The sequence below is a fragment of the Actinoplanes sandaracinus genome (assembly GCF_030009775.1).
Taxonomy (GTDB): Bacteria; Actinomycetota; Actinomycetes; order Mycobacteriales; family Micromonosporaceae; genus Actinoplanes; species Actinoplanes sandaracinus.
In genome coordinates this window covers 1-13,285 of sequence record NZ_JASCTH010000004.1, presented here as the reverse complement: position 1 = coordinate 13,285, position 13,285 = coordinate 1, and the positions used below count along the sequence as shown (strand labels likewise).

The following is a 13,285-nucleotide window of genomic DNA, read 5'->3' as shown; positions in this document are numbered from 1 at the left end:
TTTCTGCAAATAACTTGACATTACGGTTGCGGAGTGTGAATCTAAGAGCACGCAGCGTCATTGGTGATCGGGGGGTCCCACGGACGCGCGCGGTACCAAACCGGGGGGATGAACGGGGCGGCGGGCTTAGGCCTGTCGCCCCGTTCGCTATTCCACCCCGGCTCCCTCGGCCGTAGTCCCCACGCGCCATCCGCTCGCGACGGCACCCACGAGCTACGGCTGGGCGCGTGCCCGGAGGTCGAAGCCGTAGCTGGGGCGTGCTAATTACGGGCTCTGACGTGGGTGGGCTACGGCTGAGGCGTTCCGGCGTGCGCCCGCCGTTGGGGGGCGTGGTGTCGGCTCGCCCGATGGGGCGAGGTTTGCTCCTGGGGTGGCGTGAGGGAGGGGGCCGGCGGGACGGGATGGGTGGATCGGGGCGATTTGGTCGTACGAAATAAGGGGTTTCGGGGTAAAGATCTTCATGTTCTCGGCATAAAGTGAACCGCTGCGTTCGGACGTCGAGACCGAGGAGCCTGGGATGACCGGCACGCTCGCCGAGGGCGATTTCAAGGTCGCTGACCTGTCCCTGGCCGCCTTCGGCCGCAAGGAGATCGAGCTGGCCGAGCACGAGATGCCCGGTCTGATGGCGTTGCGCGCGGAGTTCGGGCCGAGCCGGCCGCTGCGCGGGGCGCGGATCACCGGATCGCTGCACATGACGATCCAGACCGCGGTGCTGATCGAGACACTGACGGCGCTGGGCGCGCAGGTGCGCTGGGCCTCCTGCAACATCTTCTCGACGCAGGATCACGCGGCGGCGGCGATCGTGGTGGGGCGGGACGGTACGCCGGAGAGCCCGCGCGGAGTGCCGGTCTACGCGTGGAAGGGCGAGACGCTCGACGAGTACTGGTGGTGCACCGAGAAGGTGCTGCTCTGGCCGGACGGCGAGGCGCCCAACATGATCCTCGACGACGGTGGCGACGCCACTCTGCTGGTGCACAAGGGCGCCGAGTTCGAGCGGGCCGGTGTGGTTCCGCCGCCGGAGAGCGCCGACTCGGAGGAGTACGCGGTGATCCTGAGGCTGCTGGCGCGCAGCCTGACGGAGGACGGCAGGCGCTGGACCCGGACGGCGGCCGGCATCAAGGGCGTCACCGAGGAGACCACCACCGGCGTGCACCGGCTCTACGAGATGCGGCAGGCGGGGACGCTGCTGTTCCCGGCGATCAACGTGAACGACTCGGTGACCAAGTCGAAGTTCGACAACAAGTACGGCTGCCGGCACTCGCTGATCGACGGCATCAACCGGGCCACCGACGTGCTGATCGGCGGCAAGGTGGCGGTCGTCTTCGGGTACGGCGACGTGGGCAAGGGCTGCGCGGAGTCGCTGCGCGGCCAGGGCGCCCGGGTGATCGTGACCGAGGTGGACCCGATCTGCGCGCTGCAGGCGGCGATGGACGGCTACCAGGTGGCGACGATGGAGGACGTCGTGAGGGACGCGGACATCTTCATCACCGCGACCGGTTGCTTCGATGTGATCACCCACGAGCACATGGCGCGGATGAAGCACCAGGCCATCGTCGGAAACATCGGACATTTCGATAATGAAATCGACATGGCCGGCCTGCAGAAGCGCCCGGACGTGCAGAGGACCACCATCAAGCCTCAGGTCGACGAGTGGCGCTTCGCCGACGGGCACTCGATCATCGTGCTCTCCGAGGGCCGGCTGCTGAACCTGGGCAACGCGACCGGGCACCCGTCCTTCGTGATGAGCAACAGCTTCTCCAACCAGACGATCGCGCAGATCGAGCTCTTCACCAAGACCGGGGAGTACCCCGTCGGGGTGTATGTGCTGCCGAAGAATCTGGACGAGAAAGTGGCCCGGCTGCACCTCGGCGCGCTCGGCGTGAAGCTGACGGAACTGACCAAGGAGCAGGCAGCTTATCTGGGAATCGCCGTCGAGGGGCCGTACAAACCGGAGCACTACCGCTACTGACGGCCAGGTTGCAAGTGCATCCCTGGCCGTGCAAGTTGCAATGAAGGCCGGATGCGTCGATATGGTGGCCTCGTGGCGAGGCCGACATCGACAGCGCGCCGGGAGCTCGGCGGTGAACTGCGCCGGCTCCGTGGTGAACGCCGGGCAGTCGACGTGGCGACCGCCCTGGGGTGGTCGGAATCGAAACTGAGCCGGATCGAGACGGCGCACACCGGGATCACCGAGCCGGACCTGGACCGGCTGCTCACCCTCTACGGGGTGGCGGTCGAGGATCGCGGGCGGCTGCGTGACCTGGCTCAGCGGGGACGGGCGCGGGCGTGGTGGACGCCGTACCGGTCGTCGGTGCCGGACCCGTACGACGAATATCTCGCCCTCGAGTCCGAGGCGGTGCGGATCTTCGAGTGGGAGGCCCAGGTGGTGCCGGGCTTGCTGCAAACCGATGAGTACGCCCGTGCGGTGATCGAGACCGGCGCCGACATCGACGACTCGGCGATCATCCAGCGCCGTCTCGCTCTGCGGATGGGCCGGCAGAACACGCTGAGCCGGGTGCCGCCGCCCCGGTTGCGGATGGTCATCGACGAGGGCGTCCTGCTGCGCCAGATCGGCGGGCCCGATGTGCAGCGCCGCCAGTTGAGCCGGCTGTACGAGGCGAGCAGCCGGCCATGGATGGAGCTGCTGATCCTGCCGTTCCAGGCCGGCGCGCACGCGGGCCTCATCGAGTCGTTCATGGTGCTGGAGTTCGCGCCGGGCACCCGGGCCCCGGTCGTGCACATCGAAGGGCTGACCGGCGGCCTCTTCCGAGTGAAGCCGGAAGAGATCGACGTGTACCGGGATGCCTTCGATGACCTGCAGGAACGCTCTTTGTCGGCAGAACAGAGCCGAACGGTCATCGCTGAGACGAGGGATCGTTTGGGTCGTTGAGGTCTCCGGGTGGGGTCCAATGGAGAAGCGTTCCACGGAAGGAGACAATCAATGCAAGACACCACACTGACCTGGCGCAAGAGCAGCCGCAGTGGCGCTGCCGGGCACTGCGTCGAGGTCGCCGAAGCGCCGGCCACGGTGCTGGTGCGCGACTCGAAGGACGTAACCGGCCCGGTGCTGAGATTCGGCAACGGGGACTGGACCGGCTTCATCGCCGGCGTCCGCGCAGGGGAGTTCGACCGGCCCGGCGTGTGATCCCGGAGTTCTCCTGAACTCCGCGCGCGCCACGGGCGGTCCCGGTCCGGGACCGCCCGTTTTGCTGTCTTTGCAGACATGCTCGCGGGCAAGATCGGCCCCCAGGTAACGCGTGGATCGGGAGGACAGTGCAATATTGGACCGCATGAGAGCCCGGGTACTGGTCGTCGATGACGACCCAGCGTTGGCCGAGATGCTCGGCATCGTCCTGCGCAGCGAAGGCTTCCTGCCCTCCTTCGTAGCCGATGGTGAACGGGCGCTGGCCGCCTTCCGGGAGAATCGCCCCGACATAGTCCTCCTCGACCTGATGTTGCCGGGGATGAGCGGGATAGACGTGGCCCGGGCGATCCGCGCCGAGTCGGGTGTCCCGATCGTCATGCTGACCGCCAAGAGCGACACCGTCGACGTGGTGCTCGGTCTGGAGTCCGGCGCCGACGACTACGTGGTCAAGCCGTTCAAGCCCAAGGAGCTGGTGGCCCGGATGCGGGCCCGGCTGCGCCGGGGCGAGGACGCCGCGCCGGAGATGCTGACCATCGGCCCGCCCGGCAACCAGATCACCATCGACGTGCCGGCGCACACCGTGTCCCGGGACGGCGAGGAGGTGAAGCTGACGCCGCTGGAGTTCGACCTCCTGGTCGCGCTGGCCCGCAAGCCGCGTCAGGTCTTCACCCGCGAGGTGCTGCTGGAGCAGGTCTGGGGCTATCGGCACGCGGCCGACACCCGGTTGGTGAACGTGCACGTCCAGCGACTGCGCGCCAAGATCGAACCAGACCCCGAGCGGCCGGAGATCATCCTGACGGTCCGTGGCGTCGGCTACAAGGCGGGCACCGGCTGATCGCTCTGAGCGGCTAACCTTGCCGCGAGATGCGTGCTCCTGCCTTGCTTCCCATGCCCCTTCGCCGTGCCCTCCGGGTGGTGCGGCGTTACTGGCGCGTGCTCGCCCGCCACCTGATGCGGTACACCGCACCGGTGCGGCGGGCGTGGCGCCGCTCGTTGCAGCTGCGGGTGGTGGCGATCACGCTGGTCGCCTCCAGCCTGCTGGTCGGCACGTTCGGTGGTTACATCGCCGACCGCAGCGCCGAGATCCTGCTGAGCCGTGCGCAGGACGAGGCGTCCGCGGCGTTGAACAACAAGGTGGAGTACGCCCGCCGTCAGCTCACCCTCTATCCGGAGGCCCGTGATCCAGGGCTGCCCCGGAGGCTGAACGTCCTGGTGAACGAACTTTTCGACGGCAATTCGACCGACCGCGGCAGATCGGTGATCTCGATCCGCGCCGAGCGCTACCCGGCGCTGCCGGCGGTCGCCGTGCCGGACGTGGGCACCGACGACCTGATCACCGCCGAGATGATCCGGGCGGTCTCGGGCGATCAGGGTGGGGTCAGACGCCAGATCCGGACCGCCGAGATCAACGGCCAGACCACCAAATATCTGGTGTACGGCTCTCCGGTGCCGACCAGGTTCGGCCAGGTCGAGCTCTACTACATGGTCCCGCTGACCGCCGAGGACCAGGACGCCAACCAGATGCGGACCACCGTGCTGGCCACCGGTCTGGCCCTGGTGGTCCTGCTCGGCGTGGTGGCGGGCCTGGTCACCCGGCTGGTGGTCACGCCGGTCCGGGTCGCCGCCCGCACCGCCCAGCGGCTTTCGGCCGGCCTGCTCGACCAGCGGATGAAGGTGAACGGCGAGGACGACCTGGCCCTGCTGGCGGCCGCCTTCAACCAGATGGCGGCGAACCTGCAGCGGCAGATCGTCCGTCTGGAGGAGATGTCCCGTCTCCAGCGGCGGTTCACCTCGGACGTGTCGCACGAGCTGCGGACGCCGTTGACGACCGTGCGGATGGCCGCCGACCTGATCTTCTCCGAGCGTGAGGACTTCGACCCGGCGGTGGCCCGCAGCGCCGAGCTGCTCCAGGCCGAACTGGACCGCTTCGAGGAGCTGCTCACCGACCTGCTGGAGATCAGCCGGTTCGACGCCGGGTTCGCCGCGCTCGACGCCGAGCACTCCGACCTGGTCCCGATCGTGGAGCGGGTGGCCGAGCGGCTCACCAGCCTGGCCGACCGGGCCGGCGTCGAGTTGCAGCTGCGCCTGCCGGACACCCCGGTGATCGCCGAGGTCGACCCTCGGCGGGTCGAGCGGGTGCTGCGTAATCTCGTGGGGAACGCGGTCGAGCACGGCGAGGGGAAACCGGTGCAGATCACCATGGCGACCGACGACGCGGCGGTGGCGATCACCGTCCGCGATCACGGGATCGGCCTGAAACCCGGCGAGGAGCGCCTGGTGTTCAACCGGTTCTGGCGGGCCGACCCGTCCCGGGCCCGGCAGACCGGCGGCACCGGCCTGGGGCTCTCCATCAGCGTCGAGGACGCGCGGCTGCACGGCGGCTGGCTGGAGGCGTGGGGGTCGCCGGGCGAGGGCGCCCAGTTCCGCCTGACCCTGCCGGTCCGCGCCGGTGACCGCCTGGTTGCCGCGCCGCTGCCCCTGATTCCCCGGGACCGTGCGGTGGAGGTGAGCTGATGGTCCGTCGTGTGCTGGCCGGCGCGGCCGTGGCGGCGGTGCTGCTGAGCGGCTGCGGCATCCCGGACGAGTCCGGGATCACCGTGGTCGGGCCCGGCCCGTCCACCGGCACCTCCTCCGGCGACGGCAGCATGCGCAGCCGGATCACCCGGGACTCCACCAGCGACCGTGCCCAGTTCGTCCTCAACTACCTGAAGGCGGCGGCCGGCGACTACGACACCGCCCTCGACCGGGTCAAGCAGTTCATGTCCTCGACGGCGCGGGCCGAGTTCAACGCCCCCGCCACGCCGCGGGTGATCCGGCTGACCTCCCCGCCGCTGGTCAAACCCGCCGAGGACTCGGTGGAGATCTCGTACCAACTGGTCGGGACGCTCGGCAAGAACGGTGTGCTCGAACCGGCCGCCGAGGCCGCCGAGGGAAAGTACGACCTGGTGCTCAGCGAGGCCGCCGGCGACGGGCTCTATGTGCGGCAGGCGCCGCCGTTCCTGCTGCTCAGCGATACCGCGCTGCAGGAGTTCTACGACGAGCGGACGATCTATTTCTGGAACACCGAGCACACCGGCCTGGTCCCGGACGTCCGTCACCTGCTCACCGCGGTGCCGGTGGAGCAGGAACCGACGATCCTGCTGAACTGGCTGATCGGTGGCCCGGCACCCTGGCTGCAGGACGCGGTGGAGCCCTTGCCGGAAGGCACCAAGCTGGAAGGCAACATCCCCGCGAAAAGCGCGGACCGGTTGCAGATCAAGTTGAGCGCCCAGGCGCTGCCGACGGAGAACGCCGACGATGCGCTGGACTGGCTGCGCCGCCAACTGCAGTGGTCGCTGCGCCGCCTGCTTCCGAAGTTCCTGGAGCTGACCGTCGGTCATCAGGAGACCCGCAGCTACTCCGGCTTCGACTTCATGGAGAGCAATCCGGCGAACCGTCTGGGTTCCAACCCGGAGCGCTACGTCGTCTACGACCGTGTCATCCGGCGGGTGGTGGACCAGGGGTCCAGCGAGCCGGACCGTCCGGCCGTCGCCTCGGTTCCGGGCCTCTCCGCGGAGACGAACCGGGACGTCTCCCGGGCCGCCCTCAGCGCGACCAGGACGCATACGCTGGCGGCGCTGGTCACCGGCTCGGGAAAGAACGAGAGACTGCGTGTGGGCAGCGCGCCGGTCGGCGGCGAGGCCTCCTTGCAGGAGATCCCCGGCCTGCCCACCGGCATGGGCCACCCGATCTGGGCGATCACCCCGGAGTCCGGCGCCGACGGCGCGATCGGGCTGATCGTCGCGGACGGCCAGCTCTGGCGCTTCGCGGTGCAGGGCGGGCCGGCTCAGCCGGTCTCCTGGCCGGGGCTCGGCGGCCCGATCACCGCTATCACGGTCGCGCCGGACGGGCACCGGGTGGCGCTCACCGCCGGCGGCCGCCTCTACCGGGCGGTGCTCACCGTCAGCGGTGACGGGCTGGCGCTCACCGGGCTGCAGCAGCTCGCCACGCCGTTCAGCTCGGTGTCCGCGGTCGACTTCAGCAGCGAGGGCTGGCTCACCGTGGCCGGCGTGCGCCGCGACACCGAACGGGTCTCGATCATGGGCGTGTCGGTCGACGGGGGTCTGCGCTCGGAGGTGCTGCCGGACATGGGCAAGGAACCGGTCACCTACGTCACCTCGTACCCGGCGCACCCGGTCACCGGCCGGCAGAACAGCGGCGCGGTGCTCTACTCGACCGGGCGGCGGGACGCCTGGGAGGCGCTCTCCACCGCGGTGCCGATCGACGCGGGTGATCTGGCCGGGACGACCGGTGAGCCGCGGCCCGACGTGGTGCCCGAGGCGCCGTTCTTCCTCAACTGACACCGACATGGCCCTCTCCGAAAACTGACACCGACATGGTTCTCGCCGAGCTCGCCGACCTCGTGCTGCCGGGCGCCTGCGCGGGGTGCGGGGCGGAACGGCTCCGGCTCACCTACGGCACGTGTGCGGCCTGTGTGGCGCAGCTGGAGTCGTTGCGGCCGCGGGCGGCCTCGCCCACCCCGCCGCCGGCCGGCTTTCCCGCCTGCGTCGCGGTCGGGCCCTACGCGGGGCCGCTGCGGGGCGCGCTGCTGGCGTACAAGGAGAGGGGCCGGCACCGACTCGCCCGGCCGCTCGGCACGCTGTTGGCCGGCGCGGTCGCGGCGATCGCGCCGCGCGATCGGCCGGTGACGCTGGTGCCGGTTCCGTCCACCGCGGCGGCCCGCCGGGAGCGGTACGGCGACCACATGGCCCGTCTCGCGGAGCACGCGGCGGCACGGTTACGAGCCGCCGGCTTCCGGGTGGACGTCGTGCAGCCGCTCCGTGCACTGCCGCGCCCTGACTCAACGTCACTGGATGCATCCGAACGGGCGACCGTAGCTGTCAATTCGCTGCGAATGGCGCCCCGAATCGGCGTTCTGCGGCGCGACGAGAGATCGCGAGGCACGCTTGTGGTGGCGGACGACATCGTCACCACCGGTGCCACGCTGGCAGCGGTGTCACGCCGGCTTGAGGAGGCGGACATGCAGGTCAGAGGCGCTGCGGTGCTCGCGGCGACAGAACTCCGCAAAACTCGCCCCGGCATTTGACTGTGACCGCGCCCCGGGTTGCCGATAGAGGCGAAGGTAAGCCTTCCGGTATCCCGAACGAGGGGTGACTGGCGGGCAGAGGCAGGTTAGCGTCTAGGTGACGAGGGTAAGCGCACACACTTATCCGCCACCGGGGGCGCCGCGATCAGACCTGTTCGCCGCACCGGAAAGGAGTCGTCTCACCCACGAAGCCGCGTCTGGTGGTCAGCCGCGCGGCATTGTCACCCAGTAGCCGGATGTGCCGTGAATCGGCGTCCGCAAGCACGAACGTTGGGGGAGGTCACGAGTGGACATTGTCGTCAAGGGCCGCAACGTAGAGGTTCCCGACCACTATCGAGAGCATGTCGCCGACAAGCTGAGCAAGGTCGAGCGTTACGACCAGAAGCTGATGAGGGCGGACGTGGAGTTGTTCCACGAACGCAATCCGCGACAGTCCGACATCTGCCAGCGGGTCGAGATCACCGTCGTGACCAAGGGTCCGGTGGTCCGCGCCGAAGCTCAAGCGCAGGATTTCTACGCAGCCCTGGACTGCGCGATCAACAAACTCGATGGCCGGCTGCGCCGCTCCGCCGATCGGCGCCGAGTGCACCGCGGAAGGCACACGCCGGTATCCGTCGCCGCGGCCACCGCGAATCTCCCCACCGACCTGACCAGCGGGCGGACCGCCACGCTGACCGAGCCGGTCCTCGACAACGAGCCGACCGAGCACGACGAGGATCAGCCGTGGCGCATCGTGCGGGAGAAAGAGCACCCGGCCGAGCCGATGACCGTCGACGACGCCCTTTTCCAGATGGAGCTCGTCGGCCACGACTTCTACCTGTTCCATGACAAGGAGAGCGGCCGGCCCAGTGTGGTCTATCGCCGCCGCGGCTACGACTACGGCATTCTCAGCCTAGGCATGTGAGCTCTCCGCGCCGGAGACCTGCACGAGCAGGTCTCCGGCCAGCAGGACGTACTGCACGTCGTCGAGACGGGCGCCGTCCGGGCCCGGCAGGCGTGACCGCAGGTAGGCCTCGCGGGTGAAACCCGCCTTCTCCAGGACCCGCTGCGAGCCGGTGTTGGTGGGCAGCGTGCCGGCGATCAGCCGCGCGATGTCCGTCTCGGCGAAGACCCACAGCGCGACCAACTGTGCGGCCCGGGGAGCGAAACCCCTTCCCCGGTACGCCGGGAGCACGCTGTACCCGATCATCGCCTGCGCCGTCGGCGGCTCCTGGTAGTAGAGCGAGATCTCGCCCGCCGGGATGCCGGTCGCCTCCTCCACGATCACCAGTTCGGCCCTGGTCCCGGCCAGCCAGTGCGCCTCCGAGTGGAAGCAGCGCTCGTGGATGACGGCCGGGCTCGGCGGCACCGGCGGCACGCTGGTGTTCACCACCTCGGGCAGGTTCTGCAGTTCGGTGTGGAAGTCGACGTCCGCCGGGCCGAGCGGGCGCAGGATGATGACCCCGTCGGACAGTTCGCCGCCCGGCAGATCGGGCAGCAGGCGCGGCGCCGGCTCTTCCGGGTCGCCGGCCAGGCGGGAGTAGACGATCAGCTCAGGGGCGCCGCGGCGGACCCCCTCACGTGTGTAACCGGCGGACAGGGCGACCCGTTGGGCGGCCGGGTTGTCCCAGGGGATCAGTAGCTCCAGCCGGTCCAGGCGGCCGGCAAGGGCGTGCCGGCCGAACTCGCGCAGCGCCGTGGTGGCCACCCCGCGGCGGCGTGCCCGTGGCAGGACCCGGAAGGTCACCTCGGCCGAGCGCCGGCGGGTGTCCTCGTGCGCGGCGCCGATGCCGCCGAGGAGTTCGCCGGTCTGCTCGTCGACGATGGCGTACGGCTCGCCGGATGTGGCGATCGTCGCGTCGTCCCCGGGCCGGAACTCCCGGAAGCGGACGCCGCTGCCGGTGCCCGCGTCCTCAAGCCGCATTTCGGTGTTCTGATCCACAGGGACATCCTCTCCGGGACGCGCCCGGGCCGCCAAACAGCTTTCCAAGAAGTCGCAGGGCTGCGCTGTCAGCGAACTTCCGGGCACCTTTCGCCCTCTTTGCAACTTTCACCGGAGGCCAGGGTCACAGGTCCCGGGTGAAGGTGCCTACGATGGTTCGGCAGACTGTCTAGGGGAGCGTTGACCCGTGTCGATATTGGAAAAGATCCTCCGCGCCGGCGAAGGCCGCATGGTGCGCCGGCTCAAGGCGATCGCGGACGCGGTCAACTCGATCGAGGACGACTACGTCGACCTGACCGATGACGAGTTGCGCGGATGCACCCAGCAGTTCAAGGAGCGTTATGAGGAGGGCGAGTCACTGGACTCGCTACTGCCCGAAGCCTTCGCGGTGGCACGCGAGGGCGCCAAGCGGGTGCTGGGCCAGCGGGCGTATGACGTCCAGCTGATGGGCGGCGCCGCGCTGCACTTCGGCAACATCCCGGAGATGAAGACCGGTGAGGGCAAGACCCTGACCGGTGTGTTCCCCGCCTACCTCAACGCGTTGAGCGGCAAGGGCGTGCACATCATCACGGTCAACGACTACCTCGCTCAGCGTGACGCCGAGTGGGTCGGCCAGGTGCACGTGTTCCTCGGCCTGACCGTCGGCGTCATCCTGCCGAACCGGCCGTCCGCCGAGCACCGTGCCGCCTACGAGTGCGACATCACGTACGGCACGAACAACGAGTTCGGCTTCGACTACCTGCGCGACAACATGGCGTGGTCGAAGGCAGAACTGGTGCAGCGTGGGCACAACTTCGCGATCGTCGACGAGGTGGACTCCATCCTCATCGACGAGGCGCGGACCCCGCTGATCATCTCCGGTCCGGCCGAGCACTCCGCCCGGTGGTACGGCGAGTTCGCCCAGATCGTCGCCCGGCTCCAGCCCGGCAAGGACGGCGAGGGCGACTACGAGGTCGACCCCGCCAAGCGCACCATCGCGGTCACCGAGCGCGGCGTCGCCAAGGTCGAGGACCGGATCGGCATCGACAACCTGTACGAGTCGGTGAACACCCCGCTGGTCGGCTACCTGAACAACGCCATCAAGGCCAAGGAGCTCTACAAGCGGGACAAGGACTACATCGTCAGCCCCGAGGGCGAGGTGATGATCGTCGACGAGTTCACCGGCCGCATCCTGCACGGCCGCCGCTACAACGAGGGCATGCACCAGGCCATCGAGGCGAAAGAGGGGGTGGAGGTCAAGCAGGAGAACCAGACCCTGGCGACCGTCACCCTGCAGAACTACTTCCGCCTCTACGACAAGCTCGGCGGCATGACCGGTACCGCGCAGACCGAGGCCGGCGAGTTCAACAGCGTCTACAAGGTCGGCGTCGTGTCCATCCCGACACACCGCCCGATGATCCGGATCGACCACCCGGACGTCATCTACAAGACCGAGCGGGCCAAGTTCAACGCCGTCATCGAGGACATCGCCGAGCGGCACGCCACCGGCCAGCCGGTCCTGGTCGGCACGGTCTCGGTGGAGAACTCCGAGATCCTGTCCCAGCTGCTGCGCCGCCGCGGCATCCCGCACAGCGTGCTGAACGCGAAGTTCCACGCCCAGGAGGCGACGATCATCGCGCAGGCCGGCCGTAAGGGCGCGGTCACCGTGGCGACCAACATGGCCGGTCGTGGCACCGACATCCTGCTCGGCGGCAACCCGGACTACACCGCCGCGGCCGAGCTGCGGCAGCGCGGCCTCGACCCGGTGGAGAGCCCGGAGGAGTACGCGAAGGCGCTGGAGGAGATCCTCCCGCTCGTCAAGGAGGCCACCGCAGCGGAAGCCGCCGAGGTTCAGGCGGCCGGCGGTCTCTACGTTCTCGGCACCGAGCGGCACGACTCCCGCCGCATCGACAACCAGCTCCGCGGCCGGTCCGGCCGGCAGGGCGACCCGGGTGAGTCCCGGTTCTACCTGTCGCTGCAGGACGACCTGATGAAGCGGTTCCGGGCGGGCGCCGTCGAAGCGGTCATGGAGCGCTTCAACATCCCCGAGGACGTTCCCATCGAGTCGAAGATGGTGAGCAAGCAGATCCGCAACGCGCAGACCCAGATCGAGGGCCAGAACGCGGAGATCCGCAAGAACGTCCTCAAGTACGACGAGGTCATGAACAAGCAGCGGCAGGTCGTCTACGCCGAGCGCAAGCGCGTGCTCGACGGCGAGGACATGCACGACCAGGTCACCCACATGATCGACGACGTGATCGCCGACATGGTCATGGCGGCGACCGCTGACGGCTTCGCCGAGGACTGGGACCTGGACCAGCTCTGGACCAACCTGAAGCGGCTCTACCCGGTCGGCGTCACCATCGACGACATCGCCGAGGAGTCCGGCGGCGAGCGGAACGCCATCGACCAGGAGTTCCTGGCCGCGCAGCTGAAGCTGGACGCCCGGGCGGCCTACCAGGCACGCGAGGAGGAGCTCGGCGCCGAGGCGCTGCGCGAGCTGGAGCGCCAGGTGCTGCTCGCGGTCATCGACCGCAAGTGGCGTGAGCACCTCTACGAGATGGACTACCTGCAGGAGGGCATCTCCCTGCGGGCCTACGCGCAGCGCGACCCGGTGGTCGAGTACCAGCGCGAGGGCTTCGACATGTTCAACCAGATGATGGAGGGCATCAAGGAGGAGGCGGTCGGTTTCGTCTTCAACCTGGAGGTCCAGGTCGAGGAGGCGCCCTCCGTCACCGTCGACCCGAGCCAGGCCTTCGCACTGCCGAAGGTCGGCGAGGTGCCCGACGACGACGTGGTCGAGCCCGAGCGGGTCGAGGTGCACGCCAAGGGTCTCGGCGGCCCCGGTCGCCCGCAGAACCTGCAGTACACCGCTCCGACGATCGACGGCGAGGCCGGCTCCGGCCGCCCGGCGATCCAGCAGGAGTCGGCCCCGGCGACGATCAGCCCCGGCGGCTCGCCCGTCCCGGCGAGCCCGGCCCACACGGCCGCCGGCTCGGGCGCGCACCGTGCCGGTGGCCAGTCCGAGTCCAACGGCCCGTCGCGGAACGCGCCGTGTTACTGCGGCTCGGGCCGTAAGTACAAGCGCTGCCACGGGGCGCCCGGGGCGGCCTGACCGCAGGGGTTTCGTAACAGCTCGTCCCGACGGCCCGCG

Annotated in this window: 10 protein-coding genes; 9 read left to right on the top strand and 1 reads right to left on the bottom strand. The window is 69.2% G+C overall.

Annotated elements, in window-relative coordinates; translation table 11 throughout:
* Positions 1 to 517: 517 nt before the first annotated feature.
* The 8 genes from ahcY to hpf all read left to right on the top strand — a co-directional run bounded on the left by ahcY (position 518) and on the right by hpf (position 9,135).
* Positions 518 to 1,969 (top strand): adenosylhomocysteinase, encoded by a 1,452-nt coding sequence (ahcY, locus tag QLQ12_RS06825; protein ID WP_282757928.1) that lies wholly within the window; start codon positions 518 to 520, stop codon positions 1,967 to 1,969.
* Positions 1,970 to 2,041: 72 nt separating this feature from the next.
* Entirely contained in the window at positions 2,042 to 2,890 is an 849-nt protein-coding gene (locus QLQ12_RS06820; RefSeq protein WP_282757927.1) for a helix-turn-helix domain-containing protein, read from the top strand.
* 51 nt (positions 2,891 to 2,941) lie between these two features.
* Positions 2,942 to 3,145, top strand: coding sequence for a DUF397 domain-containing protein (locus QLQ12_RS06815; protein WP_282757926.1), 204 nt, complete (start codon positions 2,942 to 2,944; stop codon positions 3,143 to 3,145).
* Between the two features lie 145 nt (positions 3,146 to 3,290).
* Positions 3,291 to 3,980 carry an MtrAB system response regulator MtrA gene (mtrA, locus tag QLQ12_RS06810; RefSeq protein WP_109595320.1) on the top strand — a complete coding sequence of 230 codons (690 nt, stop codon included), beginning with the start codon at positions 3,291 to 3,293 and terminating at the stop codon, positions 3,978 to 3,980.
* 53 nt (positions 3,981 to 4,033) lie between these two features.
* Entirely contained in the window at positions 4,034 to 5,659 is a 1,626-nt protein-coding gene (gene mtrB / locus QLQ12_RS06805) for an MtrAB system histidine kinase MtrB (RefSeq protein ID WP_407651427.1), read from the top strand.
* A complete protein-coding gene (locus QLQ12_RS06800) occupies positions 5,659 to 7,485 on the top strand; it encodes an LpqB family beta-propeller domain-containing protein (RefSeq protein ID WP_282757923.1) in 1,827 nt (608 codons plus the stop codon). Before mtrB ends, QLQ12_RS06800 begins: the two co-directional genes overlap by 1 nt.
* Before the next feature lie 35 nt (positions 7,486 to 7,520).
* Positions 7,521 to 8,231, top strand: a complete 711-nt coding sequence (locus QLQ12_RS06795) for a ComF family protein (RefSeq protein WP_282757922.1) — start codon at positions 7,521 to 7,523, stop codon at positions 8,229 to 8,231.
* Between the two features lie 286 nt (positions 8,232 to 8,517).
* The gene (gene hpf / locus QLQ12_RS06790) at positions 8,518 to 9,135 is read left to right on the top strand and encodes a ribosome hibernation-promoting factor, HPF/YfiA family (protein WP_282757920.1); all 618 of its coding nucleotides are present in this window, start codon (positions 8,518 to 8,520) and stop codon (positions 9,133 to 9,135) included.
* Here the strand turns inward: hpf and QLQ12_RS06785 are convergent.
* Positions 9,124 to 10,152, bottom strand: a complete 1,029-nt coding sequence (locus QLQ12_RS06785) for a GNAT family N-acetyltransferase (RefSeq protein WP_282757918.1) — start codon at positions 10,150 to 10,152, stop codon at positions 9,124 to 9,126. The two genes, hpf and QLQ12_RS06785, sit on opposite strands and share 12 nt — an antisense overlap.
* Before the next feature lie 187 nt (positions 10,153 to 10,339).
* Here QLQ12_RS06785 and secA point away from each other — a divergent pair, with 187 nt between their 5' ends.
* Complete coding sequence (gene secA, locus QLQ12_RS06780) at positions 10,340 to 13,246, top strand: preprotein translocase subunit SecA (protein WP_282757917.1); 2,907 nt, start codon at positions 10,340 to 10,342, stop codon at positions 13,244 to 13,246.
* Positions 13,247 to 13,285: the final 39 nt, after the last annotated feature.

What these genes read in the sequence shown, in the direction of transcription:
- ahcY (WP_282757928.1), top strand. Translation starts at nt 518, where the DNA reads ATGACCGGCACGCTCGCCGAGGGCGATTTCAAGGTCGCTGACCTGTCC.
- mtrA (WP_109595320.1), top strand. Translation starts at nt 3,291, where the DNA reads ATGAGAGCCCGGGTACTGGTCGTCGATGACGACCCAGCGTTGGCCGAG.
- mtrB (WP_407651427.1), top strand. Translation starts at nt 4,034, where the DNA reads ATGCCCCTTCGCCGTGCCCTCCGGGTGGTGCGGCGTTACTGGCGCGTG.
- QLQ12_RS06795 (WP_282757922.1), top strand. Translation starts at nt 7,521, where the DNA reads ATGGTTCTCGCCGAGCTCGCCGACCTCGTGCTGCCGGGCGCCTGCGCG.
- QLQ12_RS06815 (WP_282757926.1), top strand. Translation starts at nt 2,942, where the DNA reads ATGCAAGACACCACACTGACCTGGCGCAAGAGCAGCCGCAGTGGCGCT.
- QLQ12_RS06800 (WP_282757923.1), top strand. Translation starts at nt 5,659, where the DNA reads ATGGTCCGTCGTGTGCTGGCCGGCGCGGCCGTGGCGGCGGTGCTGCTG.